The following is an 18,755-nucleotide window of genomic DNA, read 5'->3' on the forward strand; positions in this document are numbered from 1 at the left end:
AACGAACCGAAAATTTGCGACTCACAAATCATCACATACCCGATTCGCTGGAGTGTCTGACAAGACCTTCTGGCAACAGAATTTCTTGACGACCATAGAGCATTGGAACCACCTGATCCCATCCCGAACTCAGCAGTGAAACGATGCATCGCCGATGGTAGTGTGGGGTTTCCCCATGTGAGAGTAGGTCATCGTCAAGATTAAATTCCGAAACCCCATCTGCGAACGCAGATGGGGTTTTGTTTTTGCCCCGCGAAAAGTTACTGGCTGATGACTCCCCGTTCCCACGCTCCCGCGTGGGAATGCCTCCCCTGACGCTCCGCGTCACGACGCTGGAGCGTCTGCTACTGCGTTCCCACGCGGAGCGTGGGAACGAGGGGGGAGAGGATCAGGATTCCGTGCATAAAAAAACCACCTTTGCAGGTGGTTTTTTTATGCACGAGCCAATCTCAATCGCCGGTATATTCGCAGCCACTGGTGCACGTCTCATGGATACGCACCTTCGACAGTTCCGGCAGCAGAGGCTTGAGCTGGTCCCAGATCCATTTCGCAATGTTCTCGCTGGTCGGGTTGTCCAGACCTTCGATTTCGTTCAGATAATTGTGGTCAAGCTGGTCATAGAAAGGCTTGAAGATGGCCTTGAGTTCGGAGAAATCGCGAATCCAGCCAGTATATGGATCGACCTGGCCACTGATGTAGATCGCGGCCTTGAAGGAGTGACCATGCAGACGACCACACTGATGCCCTGCCGGGACGTGGGGGAGGCGGTGTGCTGCTTCAAAAGTGAACTCTTTGAAAATTTCCACGGTGTGGCCTGTATAGCAGATGGGATAAGGGCTGGAGCAGGCCACGCGCGTTTGGTGTACTGCTCAATGTACTGATTGGTCGTTGCTGGGGGCCAAAGACGACATCCAAACCGAGATGTCAGACTGACGCCAGGCGACCGAATTGGGTCCTATTCTAACCTGTTTTAGGAAAGTGCCTTCCCTCATTCTGCGGTAGACGGTATTTCGCCGTCGATGTGGCGCGAGGAGGAAGAGGCACCGTTCTGATTGACCACAAAAGAGCCCGCTCAGTGGCGGGCTTCTGAGAATTTGCCTGCTTTCAGTCAGGAAAGGGCATAGCAACTTGAAGCGGGCAATAAATTGCAGGAGAGGCGATCTGCCATGTGAGTGGCGAGAACTCTGAATTGATCAAAGGCTATATGAGTACTTTTCATCAACCTTGCGCTTTTCAAGCGTATAGCGCTTCAAGTCGATCTCATCAGAGGCCAACTTGGTATCGAGCTCGTCCAGATCCCGCTTTTTCAAGCTGGCAACGTGAGCTTTGGTTGCTTGATAGTTGATAGATTCTGCTGCGTCATGCCCGCTCACTGGATCCCAAAAGATGGAGATTGGCCAAAGCAACAGGTTCGCTACGCCATAGCCATACGAGCGACCATAAAAGGAGCCTCCACCAGGTAGAAGGCCGAGGCCGGCGGCAAGGCCGGGACTTTTCTCCTCCACTGCAAGGTTTTTGGCACGATAGCTGGCGAGTTCAGACTCTTGAGATGAATTGAGGCCTGTAGCGCAACCCGTGGTCAACGCTATGAGTGTGGCTGCTGTCAAATTGCGAAGTGTGAACATCCAAAAATCCTTTAAGTGCTTACCCATTCTCGGCCCCGGCTGGGCTTTGAGTCGGCAATTCTACAATAAGTAGTGGCACATTGGCATCGCCTTTGGTTTTTTGGCATGCAATGACTTAATAGGTACTGAAGGCCCTCAACGGTCGCCGCAATGGCAAGGGACGGAAAAAAGCCCGCACGGCGGCGGCAATCACCAGCCCTATGGTAAGGGCTGGAGCTGTTCGCCGAGCTTGCCGGTTTCTATCAGTTCGAGCAGTTCATCACCCAGTCGCAGACTTTGTGCCATTGCCTGGCTCCAGTAACGTTGACGCCCCTGGTCATCGCCCATGAAACGCTTGAAGTCGTTGCGGTCGGGCAGCTTGCCGTAGGGCAGCGACGCCAGATAGGCACGCGACGGCGCCAGCAGCAATACATCCTGCAGATGCTGCGGATTGCTGCGGCGCCAGGGCAGGGCCTTGTCGAACCAGCCGGGAATCACCTTGTCGGTGAAGTGCGGATACAAAACGATATCGTCACCGCTGTAAGGCAGGTCCAGGTGGTAGTCGAGCAGACCGCCGTCGCGAAAGGTGCCACTGCCCGCGCCGGGAATGTCGCGCACGCCTTCCATGACCATGGGGATCGAGCCTGAGGCCAGCAGCGCATGGCGCAGGTTGGCGGTATCGAGTGTCAGGTAGCGCGAAGGAAAGTCGGTCAAGGGCTGCAACGGCGGCTGCAGACGGGCGTCATGCAGTATCACGCGCTCGAAATGGCGGGCCAGGCGCGGGCGGCCGATAAGGTTGTCGGCAATCACCGTCGACAGTCCCAGGCCGAGGCTGCCACGGTGGTCGGCGGCCAGCAGGCCATGGCTTTTGACCACGACAATGTTCAGGCGGTAATGGGCATTGTCGAGAATGTGGGTATCGCGACCCTCGAGCAATTCATCGAGCATGCGTTGGCAGCTTTGGCTGACCTGCGCCATGGTCACGCCCTTGGCGAAACACTGCTGGGCGTAGAGCTCGCCCAAGCGGCGTATGCCTTCGGCGGCATCGGGCAGGCAGGCACTGGCAAAGCGCCAGGCGCCTATGGACGCGCCAATCAGCGAACGTTCGCGCGGTGCGCGAGGCAACCACTCGCCGAACAAGGCCAGGTCCAGCCCTTGTATGCCCAGTGCCTTGGGCCCACCGGCGGCTCCGGGAATGATGCCGACATCCGCCGGGTTCAGGCCTCGCTCGCGGATGCGTTGCAGGGCCCGTTTGCCTGCCTTGAGCGTCAGGGCAGGGGACTTGATCTGGATAGCGCTCATACCGGTCTCATGTCTGGAGCGGCGATTATAGAGAGCGTACCGAGAGGACTCAAAGGATAGCCTCGGATATTCAGCTATCATGGCATCGCTTATTTTCAGCTTGAATTAAGTTGCGATCGCTATTCTGGGCCCCGTAGACAAGACACTTCTCAACGGAGACTCACCATGAAAACGCTGACCGCCTTGATGACTGCCGCTGCCCTGGCCTTGAGTGCCGGTATTGCCCAGGCCAAGGACCTCGGTCCGGACGAAGCGCTGAAATTGCGCGATGCTGGCACCATCCAGTCATTCGAAAAACTCAATGCCGCAGCGCAGGCCAAGCACCCCGGTTCGACCATTGAAAAAACCGAACTCGAGAAGCGTGACAGCGGATACGTTTACGAGGTCGATTTGCGCGACGCGCAAGGCACGAAGTGGGATGTCGAACTCGATGCTACCAACGGCCAGGTACTCAAGGACCATCAGGATACATAAGTGAAAGCGATGCCGCGGATTCTGGCGATCGTCAGCCTCCTGCTGGCAAGCTCGGTGGCCACATCCCGAGATCTGGATCAGGATGAGGCCCTTCGCTTGCGCCAGCAGGGGGTCATCCTGCCACTCGAACAGCTCGTACACATTGCCCTGGGGCGCTATCCCGGGGCAAAGTTGCTGGAGGCCGATCTGGAAGCGGACGACGGTACCTACATCTATGAAGTGGAGTTGCTGACCGTCGAGGGTATCGTGCGCGAGATCGAGCTCGATGCAGCCACCGGACAGGTACTCAAAGACAAGGAAGATGACTGATGCGCTTGTTGCTGGTCGAGGACAATGTTCCATTGGCGGATGAACTCAAGGCTGGCCTCGATCGGCAGGGATATGCCGTCGACTGGCTGGCCGACGGTCGCGATGCGCTCTACCAGGGCGGCACCGAGCCCTACGACCTGATCATTCTCGATCTGGGGTTGCCGGGCATGCCGGGCCTTGAAGTGTTGAGTCGATGGCGCGAAGGCGGCTTGCAGACACCGGTGCTGGTTCTGACAGCACGTGGCTCCTGGGCCGAACGTATCGAGGGGCTGAAGGCCGGCGCCGACGATTATCTGGCCAAGCCCTTTCATCCCGAAGAATTGCACTTGCGGATTCAATCACTGTTGCGCCGTGCCCGGGGGCTGGCCAATCAGCCGAAACTCGAAGCTGCCGGCCTGCATCTGGACGAAGCGCGCCAGTGCGTCAGCCGCGACGGCGTCGATATTCAACTGACCGCCGCCGAGTTTCGCCTGCTGCGCTATTTCATGCTGCACCCGCAGAAGATTCTCTCCAAGAGTCATCTGGCCGAGCATCTGTACGACGGTGAAACCGAGCGCGATTCCAATGTGCTCGAAGTCCATGTCAACCATCTGCGCCGCAAACTGGGCCGCAGTGTCATCGAAACCCGGCGCGGGCAGGGCTATCTGTTCGGCGGGGCGCTGAATTGAAATCGATTCAGGCGCGTTTGAGCCTGGGGCTGATCGCTGTCCTGGTCGCCGTCGGCCTGGGTGTCGCACAACTGAGTCTGTGGCTGTTCGAGGTTGGCTTGCAACGCTATCTGGAAGCCGGCCTGCGCAACGAAAGCGAGAATCTCCTGGTTGCGCTGGTACGTGGGCCGAATGGGTTGATGCTGGACGAACAACGCACTTCCCCCGCTTATGAGCGACCGTTCTCCGGTCATTACTTCCGCATCGATTTTGCCGATGGCCACTGGCGTTCGCGCTCGCTTTGGGACCTGGAGATGCCGCGCCCGAACGAACCCGGACTGCACACGGATCTTGAACTGGGGCCCGAAGGCCAGAAACTGTTGGCCCTGCGTGCCGACTACCGGCGCCTGGGGCAGGCGATTTCCATCACCGTCGCCCGGGACTACACGCCGGTGCGGGCGAGTTTCAGGCGCATGCAGCAGATCGGTATGGGGCTGGGCGTGGCAGCGTTGATCCTCATTCTGGTCCTGCAGCGCATCATCGTTAAGCGCTCATTGCGCCCACTGGAGCGCACGCGCGAACAGATTGCACAGTTGCAGCAAGGTACACGCTCTCAGCTGGATACCGCAGTGCCCGCCGAACTGGAGCCCCTGGTGGCACAGATCAACCATTTGCTGGCCCATACCGAAGACAGCCTGAAACGCTCGCGTAATGCGCTCGGCAATCTCGGGCACGCGCTGAAAACACCCCTGGCGGTCTTGCTCAGCCTGGCCGCCAGCGAGCGTTTTCATGACGTGCCGCAACTTCGCGAACAGCTTGAGCAGATCCAGCAGCGCCTCAGTCGAGAATTGAACCGGGCTCGCCTGGCCGGCGATGCCTTGCCCGGAGCGCAATTCGACTGTGATGCCGAGCTGCCGACACTGCTGTCGACGTTAAGCATGATTCACGGTGGAGAGTTGCAGCTTGGCCATTCGGTACAGCCGGGCTTGCGTTTGCCCTGGGACCGTGAAGATGTGCTGGAAATACTGGGCAACCTGCTGGACAACGCCTGCAAATGGGCAGATGCCGAAGTTCACCTGACGATCACCGAAATGGCGCAGCTGTATCGGTTGTGGATCGATGACGACGGCCCGGGTATTCCCGAATCTTCGCGTCAGGATGTGCTCAACCGGGGAGCCCGGCTGGACGAGCAAGTCAGTGGCCATGGCCTGGGCCTGGGGATCGTGCGCGATACAGTCGAAGCCTGGGGAGGCCGGATGGCATTGCAAGAGAGCCCGTTGGGCGGGTTGCGGGTCAGTATCGAACTGCCCGCCAGAATACGCGACTGAGGGCCGTGCTCCTGCGCAGGGCAGGAGCACAGGGGCATTGATCAGACGCGGAATTGGTCCATCAAGCCTTGTTGCTGATTGGCCAGGCTATTGAGCGACTGGCTCACACGGGCCGATTCATTGGCCTGACCGGACAGCGACTCGGTCACGTCGCGAATGGTCGCCACGTTGTTGTTGATCTCCTCGGCCACGGCGCTTTGTTCCTCGGCCGCACTGGCAATCTGCATGTTCATGTCGGTGATGACCGTCACTGCGTCGCCGATCTGGCGCAGGGCGGTCACGGCCTGGCCGACCTGCTCGACGCTGCCGTTGGCCTGACGATGGCTGTTGCCCATGGCGTCGACCACCACTTTGGTACCTTCCTGCAGATGTTCGATGACCTGACGCGTCTCTTCCACCGACTCCTGGGTGCGGCGTGCGAGGTTGCGCACCTCATCGGCGACCACTGCAAAGCCACGACCGGCCTCGCCGGCGCGGGCTGCTTCGATGGCGGCGTTAAGCGCCAGCAGGTTGGTCTGCTCGGCGATGGCACGAATCACTTCCAGCACCGAGCCGATTTTCTCGCTGCTCGCGGCCAGGCCTTCGACCTGGGACATGGCGGTGCTCATGTCGGCAGCCAGATGGTCGATGCTGGTGGTGGTGCGGTCGATCACGGCCAACCCCTGGCGCGTCGCCTGGTCTGCATCGCGCGCGGCCTGGGCTGCTTGAGCGGCGCTGCGGGCGACGTCCTGGGCGGTGGCACTCATTTCGTGGGATGCCGTGGCGACCTGATCGACCTGACGGTATTGCTGCTCCATGCCGGCACTGGTCTGGCTGGCAATGGCCGCGGATTGGTCGGCGGTGTCGCGGGCATCCTGGACCGAGCGCTTGACCTCGGCAATGGTCGGCTGCAACTTGTCGAGAAAGCGGTTGAACCAGCCGGCCAGCTCACCCAGTTCGTCGCGCTTGTCGTAGTGCAGGCGACGGGTCAGGTCACCTTCGCCACTGGCGATGTCCTGCAACATATGCGCAACGCCCAGGATCGGCCGGGTAACGCTGCGCGCCATCAGCCAGATCAACAGCAGGCCGATGACCGCCGCCAGCAGGCCGAGGCCCAGCTCGATCAAGGTGCCGGCCGTGTTGCGCTGATCAAGCTCGGTTTTCAGTGCCTCGGCCGGGCCGACCAGGGCGCGCTCAGGTACATCGAGCAGCACGCCCCATGCACTGCCACCAGGAATCGGTGCGAACGAAGCCAGCACTTTCAGGCGCGCTTCATGGTGCACGCTGTGGATGGTCTTGCTGTCAGTCAGCAGGCGCACCAGCTCGGCACCATTGTCGGTGTCGACCTGGTCCAGACGCTTGGCCAGCTTGCTCGCATCCGGGCTGTAACCGGCCAGCACACCCGCAGGGCTGAGGATGCTGACGCTGGTCTGGCCTTCGTAGAGGTTGCGGCTGGCTGTCTGGCTGACGGCCTGCAGGCTGGTGAGATTGATATCGACCGAAAGGGAAGCAATGACCTTGCCGTCGACCACCAGCGGGAAAACGATGCTGGTCATCAGCACGTTCTGGCCGTTGATCTCATAGAAGTAGGGTTCGATCACGCAGGGTTTGAGTGTGGTGCGCGGGCAGGTGAACCAGGCATTGTTGGCCTGGCCGCTGGGGCCGGTGCTGGTGTCGGCCAGGTCGCGCTCGGGCAGGGCCATGGACGTCAGTTGGCCGGGCGTCGGTTGCGACCAATAGAGTGCGTATCGACCTTTCTCGTTGCTGCCCAGCTCCGCCTGGTTGGCAAACAGTTCATCCTTGCCATCGAGCCCGTTGGTTTCGAACACCAGCGACAGGCCAAGCAGTTCCGGGTTGGCTTGCAGGGCAGACTTGACTTGACGGGTCATGTCTTCGCGCAGGTCAAAGGCGTCGAGAAAACGCTTCTGGGCCTGGTCGCGCAGAAACAGCACCTGGCGGGAAAAGCCGTTGCCATATTGGTAGGCATCCATGAACTGGCGGCGGATGCTCAAGGCCTGGACTTCGCTCTGGGATTCGAGGCGGGCCTGGGCGGCTTCGGTGAGCATCTGCGTGCTGCTGGCCTTCACGAGCTCCGAGTTGTGCTCCATGCGGTACAGCGAGAGCCCTATCAGCAGGGTAACGATGCCCAGCAGGCAGAGCCCGGCAAGCAGGGTAATCTTCCATTGGATGGAAAGTTGTCTGAGCGACATGGCAAAGTCCCTTGATCGATAAACACGAAGGCCATTGTCTTTAACGGCTAACAGGTCTTTTTCTTTATTTGAACTGGCCAATTAATTTGCATGGATGGCATGTATGTAACTTGCGATTTTTAAATAATCGCCAGTATCGCCATTGCAAGCGTTTTTTCGTCGTTAATGTTCGAGTTTGCGACCCCGCTAATGCCTTGGGTCAGCGCGTTTTGACATCCAGTCAGCACTGCTTCAGAGTGTGCGCCCTTCGCCAGTGCAGCCTGTCCGGCAGGTCAACTAAACAGCAATTCCTGATACTGTTGTTTATGTATTTGGCATTGTTTTTTGTGTCACTTGCTTCAAGAGGTTACAAGAATGAATTCTGTAATTGCCGCGGTTGGCATCATGCTGGTACTCAGCCTGTCACGCGTGCATGTGGTTATTGCATTGATTATCGGTGCGCTGGTCGGTGGTCTGGTTGGGGGCCTGGGTATCGAGGGCACCTTGAAGGCCTTCAATGGTGGTCTGGGCGGGGGCGCCACGGTCGCCTTGTCTTACGCGCTGCTAGGTGCTTTCGCAGTGGCCATCGCCAAGTCGGGCCTGGCCCACGCCCTGGCCGACAAGATCCTGTCCATGGTCGATCGCCGGCACGCGGCCCAGACCGGGCAGGTCAAATGGTTGTTGATCGGCCTGCTGCTGGCCGTGGCGATCGCCTCGCAGAACCTGCTGCCCATTCATATCGCCTTTATTCCGCTACTGGTGCCGCCGCTGTTGTATGTATTGACCCGTTTGCAGATCGATCGACGGCTGGTGGCTTGCGTGATGACCTTCGGCCTGATCACGCCCTACATGTTCCTGCCGGTGGGTTTCGGCAACATCTTCCTCAATGAGATCCTGCTGGCCAATGTCAGCAAGAGCGGGGTGGATGTCAGCGCGGTAAACGTCACCCACGCCATGGCGATCCCGGCGGCGGGCATGTTGTTCGGCCTGCTGGTGGCGGTCTTCATCAGCTATCGCGGCAAGCGCGTCTATGATCTGGAGAAGATCGAACAGGTCGAGCAGGTTGCGATCAGCTACAACCCGCTGACTCTGCTGGTTGCCCTGTGCGCGATTGCCTCGGCCTTTATCATTCAGCTCTGGCTGGACTCGATGATTATCGGGGCATTGGCCGGCTTTCTGATTTTCTCGCTGTCGGGGATCGTGCGCTGGCGCGAAACCGACGATCTGTTCACCGAGGGCATGAAAATGATGGCCATGATCGGCTTCATCATGATTGCCGCCTCGGGTTTTGCCGAGGTGATGAAAGCCACCGGCGAAGTCCGCACGCTGGTCGAAGCGTCCGCCGCCTGGATCGATCACAGCAAGGGCATCGGTGCATTGTTGATGCTGTTGGTGGGGTTGCTGGTGACGATGGGGATAGGTTCGTCCTTTTCGACAGTGCCGATCCTGGCGGCGATATTCGTGCCGCTGTGCGTGCAACTGGGGTTCGACCCGCTGGCGATCGTGTGCATCGTGGGTACGGCCGGCGCCCTGGGCGATGCGGGGTCGCCGGCGTCGGACTCGACCCTGGGGCCGACATCGGGGTTGAACGTTGATGGGCAGCATCACCATATCTGGGACACCGTGGTGCCGACCTTCTTGCACTACAACCTGCCGTTGCTGGGATTTGGGTGGGTGGCGGCGATGGTGTTATAGGCATCTTTTTTTGCGGCTGCTGCGCAGCCGATCGACTTGCCAGCGATAAGGCCCAAAGGGCCTTCAGCAATCCAGGGATCTATTCCCCCCATTCGGTTGACTAATCTTTAAGCGCTCGCTTCCAGATAAGGACCAGCCATGAACACCCTGCAAAACAGATCCCTGGTGCTGCTCCTGACGCTGGTCACCGTCGCCTTCATCTGGATCCTGTTGCCTTTCTACGGCGCCGTGTTCTGGGCAGTCATCCTGGCTATCCTGTTCGCACCGCTGCAGCGCCGGCTGCTGGCGCGGCTGAGTTACCGACGTAACCTGACCGCCTTCATCACCTTGATGATCTGTGTGCTGATTGCGATCCTGCCGGTGATCGTCATCAGTACCCTGCTGGTGCAGGAAGGCGCCACGCTGTACAAGAACATCGAAAGCGGCCAACTGGACATCGCCGGCTTTATTGCGCACTTCAAGGACATGTTGCCTTCGTATTTTCGCCACATGATCGACCGGATGGGCATGGGCGACCTCAAGGGTCTGCAAGACAAGATCACCAAGAGTGCAATGCAGGGCAGTCAATTCTTCGCGACCCAGGCGTTCAGTTTCGGCCAGGGCACGTTCGACATACTGGTCAGCTTCGCCGTCATGCTGTACCTGCTGTATTTCTTCTTGCGCGATGGCGCCGAACTGGCCCGTAACATCCGCGCCGCCATTCCCCTTGGCGAACACCAGAAACGTCTCCTGCAACTGAAGTTCAACCGCGTGGTGCGGGCGACGGTGAAAGGCAACCTGCTGGTGGCCGTCACCCAGGGGGCGCTGGGCGGCTTGATTTTCTGGTTCCTGGACATTCCCAGTGTCTTGTTATGGACGGTACTGATGGCGATGCTTTCACTGCTGCCGGCAGTCGGGGCGGGGATCGTCTGGGCGCCGGTGGCCATTTATTTTCTGGTCACAGGCGCAACCTGGCAGGGCATGACACTGATGTTGTACGGGGTGTTCGTCATCGGCCTGGTGGATAACGTGCTCAGACCGCTGCTGGTCGGCAAGGACACGCGCATGCCGGATTATCTGATCCTGATTTCGACCCTCGGCGGCCTGGCCGTGTTCGGCCTCAACGGCTTCGTGATCGGGCCGTTGATCGCCGCCTTGTTCATGGCCAGCTGGGATATCTACATCGATACCAAACAGCGCGTTCAACTGCCCTGAGCACAAGGGGTCATCTGAAGCTGTATGAAACCCCGGCGTACACGCCCATGCCTTCACCCGGCGTCGAACGCGCCAGGTCCTGGCCACGGTCGTTGTAGCCGGGGGTGACGGTGGCGGCGTAGTGCTTGTTGGTCAGGTTGCGCAGGTCCAGCCAGGTTTGCCAGTCCTGTTTCGGGGAATTCCAGCCCAGTGTGGCGCCAAGCAAGGCGTAGGGATCTGCGGTGTAGGAGTTGGCGTAATCCACTTCGATCTTCGAGGCCATCTGGGTGTTCAAGCCGACATAGAAGCCCAGTGGATGGTCGTAGCGCACTTCGGCCTGGTAGTAGTGTTGCGGGATACCGGCCAGGCGATTGTCACCGAAGGCGTCATCGTCGCGGAAATGGAAATCGCTGTAGGTATAGGCCTGACGCAAGGACACCTTGCCGACTGCCGCGCCGTCCCAGAGCAGGCTATCCAGGCCGGCCTCGATGCCCTGGTGCACGGTGGGGCTGGCATTCACTTCACCGAGGATCTGCGAACTGTTGAAGGTGGCGGCCTGGGTTTCGACAGTCAGCAGTTCATGGCGCACGGCCGAGTAATAGTAGGCCAGGTCCCAGTGACCGATGGCCGCCTCGCCGCGGGTGCCGAGTTCGAAGGCGGTCGCAGTCTGGTTCTGCAGCTCGATCGGCGTGCGTTGCAGGCCGGTCGCCGCGCCGCTGCCAGCCGGGAAGTAAATGTTCGAGCTCCAGATCAAGGCCCACGGATGTGGCGGCTCCACCGAGCGGCTGATATTGCCGTAGACCTGCAGTTGCGGGCTGAACGCGTAGCGCAGGCCAATGCGTGGTGCGTAATCCCAGTCGTGCTGGCTGACCTTGCCGCCGCTGGCCGGGTAGGTGACGTCGCTTTCCCGGCGGGTGTAGATCAGCGCAAGCCCCGTGGTCAGCCAGAGGTCGGGCACCAGTTCCAGGTCATTGCCGGCGTGCAGCACGTTATCCGAGCCCTGGTAGCTGAAGTCACGGGTTCGGGTGCCGATGGGGAAACCGGCGGTGTTGCCGGTGGGTACGCGCACGAATTCGGACGAGCCACTGTTGGGCAGATGTTTGGTCGAGCGCAGGCCGACGTTGCTGTTGCTTTCACGCCCGAACAGGGTGTCGCGGCGGAAATAGTTCAGGGTTCCACTGACATCGGTATAGGCCACCTTGAGGCGGTTGGTGCCTTCGTTCAGGTCCATCGGGTAGTCGTGATAGACCAGGCCGGTTTCCAGGCGTGAGTCGTCATCCAGATAGATGGTGGTCTTGTTGGCCAGCCAGGTACTGCCCGGTTGCGGACGACTGGAGTCGCGGGCCAGGTACACCGGGTTGGCTGCCGTTGGATGGTGCTTGATCTGATCCTTGGTCAGGCGGCCGGCCAGGTCGTTGTCGGTTTCCCGGTAGCGCAGGTAGAAACGGGTTTCCAGATTCGGGTTGAACCGGTAGCCGACGTTGGCGGCGATGCCCTGGCTATTGCCACTGGTGTGATCCTGGTAGCCGTCGTAGTCGGAGTCGGTCAGGGCTACATAGTAGTCAAGGTCGCCCAGCACCTGGCCGGAGCTGACCTGGCGCTTCATGTAGCCGTAGCTGCCTGCCTCATAACGCAGTTGAAGTGGCGCGGCGTCGAAGCCTGTGTGAGTGACGTAATCGATGGCACCGCCCAGGGCCAGCGCACCCCGTTCCATGCCATTGGCGCCCCGCAGCACTTCGGCACGGCTCAGCCAGAGTGGTTCGAGCAACTCGTAGGGCGTGCCGCCCGGGCCGGTCAGCGGCAAGCCGTCGAGCATTGTATAGATACCGGACGCGTGGCTGCCCGGCGCGCGGTTGATGCCCGAGCCGCGAATGGACAGCTTGATGCCTTCATTGCCCGACGATTGCGCGTACACCCCCGGCTGATAGGCGAACACGTCCTGATTGGTTGCGGTGCGGCCTTGCTCGACCCGGTTCATGTCGATGAGGTTGGTGGCGCCAGGTACTTCACTCAGGCGGGTGCGGGCGGATTCGAGCTCGCTGGTCTCCTCGCCCTGGATCGTCACCTGACCCAGTTCGATACCTTCGTTGGCGTGGACAGAAAACGCGGCGCCCAACAGCGCGAGCGGGAAGGAGTAGGGCAGGGGGGAACGCATGGGGTGAAGCTCCAGAATATTCGGTCTGACGCAGGCAATGAGAGGTCAGACGAACCGAGCATCATTCAGAGCACGTGTATTTTGCGACCGCTTCGCGCTCGAGCGCAGCGGTCGCAAAAAATCTCGCGGCCAAAAACGAAACACCCCGCCGAAGCGGGGTGTTTGGGTGTTGCGAAGGTTACATCAGCCGACCAACTGGAAACCGGCGTGTTGCACCATGTCCAGCAGCGGTTGCGGATACACGCCGAGCACGAAGGCCAGGATCGCGATCGCCAGCAGCATCACGCCACCGGTGCGCTGTTCCCAGTTCAGCGGAGCATCGTGACGACGCAGGTTCGGCTCGATCAGGAACAGGGTGACCATCACACGCAGGTAGTAGAACACGCCAATGGCGCTGCCCAGTACCAGGGTGCCGATCAGCCACCAGAGGTGCGACTCGACGCCGGTGGCGATGATGTAGAACTTGCCGATGAAGCCCGCGGTCAGCGGAATACCGGCCAGCGACAGCATCATCACGGTCAGTACTGCGGTCAGGTACGGACGACGCCAGAACAGGCCGCGGTACTCGTACAGGGCATCGGCGTCACGGCCGTTGTACGGCGAGGACATCAGGGTGATGACACCGAACGCGCCCAGGCTGGTGATCACGTAGGTGACCAGGTACACACCGATGGCTTCCAGCGCCAGACCCTTGCTCGCCACGAGGGCGATCAGCAGGTAGCCGAAGTGGGCGATCGAGGAGTAACCGAGCAGTCGCTTGAGGTTGGTCTGGGTCAGGGCCAGCAGGTTGCCGATCAGGATCGAAGCGACCGCGATCACCGCCAGCACGTCCTGCAGCACGCCACTGCTGGCAGCAGGGGAGAGCTGGAACAGACGCACGACCACAGCGAACACCGCGACCTTGCTGGCGGTGGCCAGGAAGGCGGCGACCGGTGCCGGAGCACCTTCATACACGTCCGGCGTCCACAGGTGGAAAGGCACCAGCGACAGCTTGAAGGCCAGGCCGACCAGCATCATCGACAGGCCCAGTTGCGCCAGCAGGCTTGGCATGCTGGTGGTGGCCAGGGCCTTGCCGATACCGCTGAAGCTCAGGCTGCCGGCGTCTGCGTAGAGCAGCGCCATGCCGAACAGCAGGAAGGCGGAACCGGCAGCCGACAGCACCATGTACTTGATGCCGGCTTCCAGCGAGCGCTTGTTGAAGAAGGCATAGGCGACCAGGCCGTAGACCGGAACCGACAGCAGCTCCAGGCCGACGAACAGACCTGCCAGGTGCTGAGCGCTGACCAGGACCAGGCCACCGGCGGCAGCCATCAGGATCAGCAGGTACAGCTCTTCGCGGTTGCCCGGATAGCCGGAGCCACCGTCACCCAGGTAGGCATGGGCAAGGGTGACGCAGGCCAGGGTGGCGACCAGGATCAGCGCCATGTACAGGCAGGCGAAGTTGTCGATCTGCATCAGTGGGGTGACGGCCAGCGGCGCGACTTTCAGCGCCGGGATGATCGACAGCAATGCCAGGTTCAAGCCTGCTACCGAGAGCAGGAAGGTTTGCGAGTGATTGCGGCGCCACGCAATCGCCAGCATCACCACGATGATCGTGGCGCTGGTGATCAGCAGCGGCGCAAGCGCGATAAAGCTTTGAGTCGTAAGGTCCATAGCGCTCTTACCGGGCCGAAGCGAGTTGAGTGAAGGCGGAGCTGAACCATTGCTGCACGCCATGCATGGTGGCGGCAGAAGTGTCCAGGAACGGCTGCGGGAAGACCCCGAGCAGGATCAGCAGACCGGCCAGGCCCACCACCATGATCATTTCACGACCATCCATGCCCGCCAGGACCGTGTCGGACTTGGACGGGCCGAAGTAGGCACGGTGAATCATGATCAGCGAGTAGACCGAGCCGAACACCAGACCCGAAGTCGCGATCACGGTGACCACTGGAGCGACGGGGAAAGTACCGATCAGGATCAGGAATTCGCCGACGAAGTTGCCAGTGACCGGCAGGCCCAGGGACGCCGCCGCGAAGAACAGGCTGATCCCCGGCAGGTAGGCGATGCGCGACCACAGGCCACCCATCTCGCGCATGTCACGGGTGTGCATGCGCTCGTACAGCTGGCCACACAGGATAAAGAGTGCCGCTGCCGACAAGCCGTGGGCCAGCATCTGGATCACCGCGCCTTGCAGGGCCTGCTGGCTGCCGGAGTAGATGCCGATCAGTACGAAGCCCATGTGCGAAACGCTTGAGAATGCAACCAGACGCTTGATGTCGGTTTGCGCAAATGCCAGGAAAGCGCCGTAGAAGATCCCGATCAGACCCAGGGTCATGGCCACTGGCGCCCACTCGGCCGAAGCGTTCGGGAACAGCGGCAGGGCAAAGCGCAGCATACCGTAGGCAGCGGTCTTCAGCAGAATACCGGCCAGGTCCACGGAACCTGCGGTCGGTGCCTGTGCGTGAGCATCCGGCAACCAGGAGTGGAATGGCACGATTGGCAGCTTCACCGCGAAGGCGATGAAGAAGCCCAGCATCAGCACGTACTCGGTGCCCTTGGACATCTGGGTGTGCAACAGCTGGCTGTAATCGAAGGTGATGACGCCGGTGCTGTTGTAGTTGACCAGGACCAGGCCCAGGATCGCCACCAACATGATCAGGCCGCTGGCCTGGGTGAAGATGAAGAACTTGGTCGCCGCGTAGATCCGGGTCTTCTTGCCGTCCGTCGAACTATGACCCCAGAGCGCGATGAGGAAGTACATCGGCACCAGCATCATTTCCCAGAAGAAGAAGAACAGGAACAGGTCCAGCGCCAGGAACACGCCGACGACACCGCCCAGGATCCACATCAGGTTCAGGTGGAAGAAGCCCACGTGACGCTGGATCTCTTTCCAGGAGCAGAGTACCGAGAGGACACCCAGCAGACCGGTCAGCAGGATCATCAGCAGCGACAGGCCGTCGAGGGCCAGGTGCACGCTGATACCGAAGCGCTCGATCCAGCTCAGCTTGAATTCAAGCGCCCAGGCCGGATCAGCGCCTGGAGCCGGCGCCAGCGTGTAGTTGCCGGTGGTCCACAGCCACAGGCCCAGGGCCAGCAGCGTGGACATGGTCAGCAGCGCAATCCAGCGGGGCAGGGTGGCGCCGAAGCGCTCACCCACCCAGCAGAGCAGGCCGCCGATAAAGGGGATCAGGATCAGCCAAGGCAAAATCATGACGGGCTCATTTCCTTTCGCAAGTTCGCAAGATTCATATCAGATCGCTGCCAGTACTACGGCGCCGAGTACCAGCACTGCACCTGCGGCGATGGACGCGGTGTACCAGCGCAGCTGACCGGTTTCGGTACGGCTCATGGCGGAGTGACCGCCCTTGGCCATGCGCGGAATCAGGCCGATACTGCGGTCGATCGGGTCGCGGCGCAGAATGCGCACGATCAACAGATACGGTTTGACGAACAGCTTGTCGTAGATCCAGTCGAAGCCCCAGGCCGCGAACCACCAGGCCGAGAGCACACGGCCCAGGCCACTGTTGGCGATGGCGCTGACCAGGCGACGCTTGCCCAGGAACAGCATGGCCGACAGCAGGATGCCGGCAATGGCGATGGCACCCGAGGCGATTTCCAGGCTGTGCTTGGCTTCGCCGCCGGCATGGCCGACGCTTTCAGGCAGGACACCGGCCAGCGGAGGCGTGATCATGGCGCCGACGAAGGTCGACAGCACGATCAGCACGCTCAGTGGCAGCCAGTGGCTGATGCCATGGCCTGCGTGCGCTTCGGTCTTGGCTTCACCGTGGAACGCGATGAAGATCAGGCGGAAGGTGTACAGCGACGTCATGAACGCACCCACCAGACCTGCATAGAGCAGACCGTGGTTGCCGCTGGCGAAGGCTTCCCAGAGGATTTCATCCTTGGAGTAGAAACCGGCGGTCACCAGCGGCAGGGCGGCCAGGGCGGCACCACCGACGATGAAGCTGGCATAGGCCAGCGGCAGTTTCTTCCACAGGCCGCCCATCTTGAAGATGTTCTGCTCGTGGTGAAGGGCAACGATGACCGAGCCCGACGCAAGGAACAGCAGGGCCTTGAAGAAGGCGTGGGTCATCAGGTGGAAGATCGCGCCTTCCCAGGCACCAACGCCCAGGGCCAGGAACATGTAGCCGATCTGGCTCATGGTCGAGTAGGCGAGGATACGCTTGATGTCGGTCTGGACCAGGGCGGCGAAACCGGCCAGGACCAGGGTCACGCCACCGACGACGCCGACCAGGTGCAGGATATCCGGCGCCAGGGCGAACAGGCCGTGGGTACGGGCGATCAGGTAGACACCGGCGGTTACCATGGTCGCGGCGTGGATCAGTGCCGAAACCGGGGTAGGGCCGGCCATCGCATCCGCAAGCCAGGTTTGCAGCGGCAGTTGCGCCGATTTACCGACGGCGCCGCCCAGCAGCATCAGGGTCGCCAGGACGATCCAGAAGTCACCGACCTTGAAGTGTTCAGGTGCCTTGACCAGCAGTTCCTGGACATTCAGCGTGCCCAGTTGCTGGAACAGGATGAACAGGCCGATGGCCATGAACACGTCGCCGACACGGGTGACGATGAAGGCTTTCAGCGCGGCGTTACCGTTGTTGCGGTTGCTGTAGTAGAAACCGATCAACAGGTAGCTGCACAGGCCCACGCCTTCCCAACCGAAGTAGATGAACAGCAGGTTGTCGCCCAGCACCAGGAACAGCATGCTGGCGATGAACAGGTTGGTGTAGGCGAAGAACCGCGAGTAGCCCGCTTCACCGCGCATGTACCAGGAGGCGAACAGGTGGATCAGGAAACCCACCCCGACCACCACGCCCAGCATGGTGATCGACAGGCCGTCGACGTACAGGGCGAAGTTCGGCTCGAACCCGTCCACCGACATCCAGCGCCACAGCACCAGGGTGTAGTGGCCGGCTTCGGGCGGCGCCACGTTGAACTGCCAGATCACATAGGCGGCGACGATGGCTGACAAGCCAACGGAGCCGACGCCGATCAGCGCAGACAGGTTTTCGGAAAGGCGCCCGCGGGAAAACGACAGCAGCAGGAAGCCGATCAGGGGGAATACGAACGTCAGGAAGATAAGGTTCATCCGCGCATCTCGCTGGCAGCGTCGATATCGAGAGTGTGGAAGCGGCGATACAGCTGCAACAGGATCGCCAGGCCGATACTGGCCTCGGCGGCTGCAAGGCTGATCACCAGGATGAACATGATCTGCCCATCCGGCTGCGCCCAGCGGCTACCGGCGACGATGAACGCCAGTGCGGAGGCATTCATCATGATCTCCAGGCTCATCAGCACGAAGAGAATGTTGCGGCGCACCATCAGGCCGACAAGGCCGAGGCAGAACAGGACGCCGGCGACTGCCAGGCCATGCTCGAGAGGAATTGCAGGCATGTCGTTACTCCTTCGCTTCGGCGCGGCCGAGGTGGAAAGCCGTCACTGCCGCAGCGAGCAGCAGCATGGAAGCCAGCTCCACGACCAGCAGGTACGGGCCGAACAGGCTGATGCCAACGGCCTTGGCGTCCACGGTGGTGTGGCCGATGCCGCCAGCGCTCGGCTCGGCGAACAGCACGTACAGCAGTTCGAGCAGCAGCAGGGCGGCCAGGAACACAGGACCGGCCCAGATGCCGGGCTTGAGCCAGCCGCGTTCCTGGGCGACCGAAGCCGGCCCCAGGTTGAGCATCATCACCACGAAGACGAACAGCACCATGATGGCGCCGGCGTAGGCGATCACTTCCAGTACCCCGGCGAAGGGTGCGCCGAGGCTGAAGAAGGTCATGGCCACCGAGATCAGTGAAATGATCAGGTAGAGCAGGGCGTGCACGGGGTTGGTGTTGGTGATCACCCGAAGGGTGGACACCACAGCGACACCGGATGCGAAATAGAAAGCGAATTCCATCTTT

The 18,755-nt window shown here is 60.7% G+C and carries 16 protein-coding genes, 1 rRNA gene and 2 pseudogenes; 7 read left to right on the forward strand and 12 right to left on the reverse strand.

Features of this window, described 5'->3' with window-relative positions:
• Positions 1–84 precede the first annotated feature (84 nt).
• Positions 85–200, forward strand: a 5S ribosomal RNA gene (gene rrf / locus F2S13_RS17135).
• Between the two features lie 249 nt (positions 201–449).
• Here rrf and queD read toward each other — a convergent pair.
• The 4 genes and pseudogenes from queD to F2S13_RS17155 all read right to left on the reverse strand — a co-directional run bounded on the left by queD (position 450) and on the right by F2S13_RS17155 (position 2,906).
• Positions 450–806, reverse strand: coding sequence for a 6-carboxytetrahydropterin synthase QueD (gene queD / locus F2S13_RS17140; protein ID WP_166362898.1), 357 nt, complete (start codon positions 804–806; stop codon positions 450–452).
• A 63-nt stretch (positions 807–869) separates the two neighbouring features.
• Positions 870–1,013, reverse strand: a pseudogene (locus F2S13_RS17145) (helix-turn-helix transcriptional regulator); the annotation flags it as partial.
• Positions 1,014–1,193: 180 nt separating this feature from the next.
• Entirely contained in the window at positions 1,194–1,625 is a 432-nt protein-coding gene (locus F2S13_RS17150; protein WP_166362902.1) for a hypothetical protein, read from the reverse strand.
• 198 nt (positions 1,626–1,823) lie between these two features.
• Entirely contained in the window at positions 1,824–2,906 is a 1,083-nt protein-coding gene (locus tag F2S13_RS17155; protein ID WP_166362928.1) for a patatin-like phospholipase domain-containing protein, read from the reverse strand.
• Positions 2,907–3,071: 165 nt separating this feature from the next.
• Here F2S13_RS17155 and F2S13_RS17160 point away from each other — a divergent pair, with 165 nt between their 5' ends.
• Genes F2S13_RS17160 through F2S13_RS17175 form a run of 4 tightly spaced genes read left to right on the forward strand, consistent with a single transcriptional unit; the run spans position 3,072 to position 5,664 of the window.
• A complete protein-coding gene (locus F2S13_RS17160; RefSeq protein WP_166362930.1) occupies positions 3,072–3,380 on the forward strand; it encodes a PepSY domain-containing protein in 309 nt (102 codons plus the stop codon).
• 9 nt (positions 3,381–3,389) lie between these two features.
• The gene (locus tag F2S13_RS17165) at positions 3,390–3,689 is read left to right on the forward strand and encodes a PepSY domain-containing protein (protein ID WP_166363085.1); all 300 of its coding nucleotides are present in this window, start codon (positions 3,390–3,392) and stop codon (positions 3,687–3,689) included.
• On the forward strand, positions 3,689–4,357 hold the full coding sequence (locus tag F2S13_RS17170; protein ID WP_166362932.1) for a response regulator transcription factor: 669 nt from the start codon (positions 3,689–3,691) through the stop codon (positions 4,355–4,357). The genes F2S13_RS17165 and F2S13_RS17170 overlap by 1 nt, the downstream gene beginning before the upstream one ends.
• A complete protein-coding gene (locus F2S13_RS17175; RefSeq protein ID WP_166362934.1) occupies positions 4,354–5,664 on the forward strand; it encodes an ATP-binding protein in 1,311 nt (436 codons plus the stop codon). Before F2S13_RS17170 ends, F2S13_RS17175 begins: the two co-directional genes overlap by 4 nt.
• A 41-nt stretch (positions 5,665–5,705) precedes the next feature.
• Here the strand turns inward: F2S13_RS17175 and F2S13_RS29865 are convergent, their stop codons facing one another.
• Positions 5,706–6,461 (reverse strand): methyl-accepting chemotaxis protein, encoded by a 756-nt coding sequence (locus tag F2S13_RS29865; RefSeq protein ID WP_425500236.1) that lies wholly within the window; start codon positions 6,459–6,461, stop codon positions 5,706–5,708.
• Positions 6,462–6,563: 102 nt separating this feature from the next.
• Positions 6,564–7,853, reverse strand: a pseudogene (locus tag F2S13_RS29870) (methyl-accepting chemotaxis protein); the annotation flags it as partial.
• 354 nt (positions 7,854–8,207) lie between these two features.
• On the opposite strand from F2S13_RS29870, the gene F2S13_RS17185 reads away from it, so the two are divergent.
• Positions 8,208–9,527, forward strand: a complete 1,320-nt coding sequence (locus F2S13_RS17185; RefSeq protein ID WP_166362938.1) for a Na+/H+ antiporter family protein — start codon at positions 8,208–8,210, stop codon at positions 9,525–9,527.
• A gap of 138 nt (positions 9,528–9,665) precedes the next feature.
• On the forward strand, positions 9,666–10,721 hold the full coding sequence (locus F2S13_RS17190) for an AI-2E family transporter (RefSeq protein ID WP_166362940.1): 1,056 nt from the start codon (positions 9,666–9,668) through the stop codon (positions 10,719–10,721).
• 10 nt (positions 10,722–10,731) lie between these two features.
• On the opposite strand, the gene F2S13_RS17195 is transcribed toward F2S13_RS17190, so the two are convergent.
• The 6 genes from F2S13_RS17195 to nuoJ all read right to left on the reverse strand — a co-directional run bounded on the left by F2S13_RS17195 (position 10,732) and on the right by nuoJ (position 18,751).
• Complete coding sequence (locus F2S13_RS17195) at positions 10,732–12,855, reverse strand: TonB-dependent receptor family protein (protein ID WP_166362942.1); 2,124 nt, start codon at positions 12,853–12,855, stop codon at positions 10,732–10,734.
• Between the two features lie 183 nt (positions 12,856–13,038).
• On the reverse strand, positions 13,039–14,508 hold the full coding sequence (nuoN, locus tag F2S13_RS17200; protein WP_166362944.1) for an NADH-quinone oxidoreductase subunit NuoN: 1,470 nt from the start codon (positions 14,506–14,508) through the stop codon (positions 13,039–13,041).
• Positions 14,509–14,515: 7 nt separating this feature from the next.
• On the reverse strand, positions 14,516–16,048 hold the full coding sequence (gene nuoM / locus F2S13_RS17205) for an NADH-quinone oxidoreductase subunit M (RefSeq protein WP_166362946.1): 1,533 nt from the start codon (positions 16,046–16,048) through the stop codon (positions 14,516–14,518).
• Between the two features lie 39 nt (positions 16,049–16,087).
• Positions 16,088–17,941, reverse strand: coding sequence for an NADH-quinone oxidoreductase subunit L (nuoL, locus tag F2S13_RS17210; protein WP_166362948.1), 1,854 nt, complete (start codon positions 17,939–17,941; stop codon positions 16,088–16,090).
• Positions 17,938–18,246, reverse strand: coding sequence for an NADH-quinone oxidoreductase subunit NuoK (gene nuoK, locus F2S13_RS17215; RefSeq protein WP_166362950.1), 309 nt, complete (start codon positions 18,244–18,246; stop codon positions 17,938–17,940). The genes nuoL and nuoK overlap by 4 nt, the downstream gene beginning before the upstream one ends.
• Positions 18,247–18,250: 4 nt before the next feature.
• Entirely contained in the window at positions 18,251–18,751 is a 501-nt protein-coding gene (gene nuoJ / locus F2S13_RS17220) for an NADH-quinone oxidoreductase subunit J (protein ID WP_166362952.1), read from the reverse strand.
• Positions 18,752–18,755: the final 4 nt, after the last annotated feature.

The sequence above is a fragment of the Pseudomonas akapageensis genome, assembly GCF_011355085.1.
Classification (GTDB): Bacteria; Pseudomonadota; Gammaproteobacteria; order Pseudomonadales; family Pseudomonadaceae; genus Aquipseudomonas; species Aquipseudomonas akapageensis.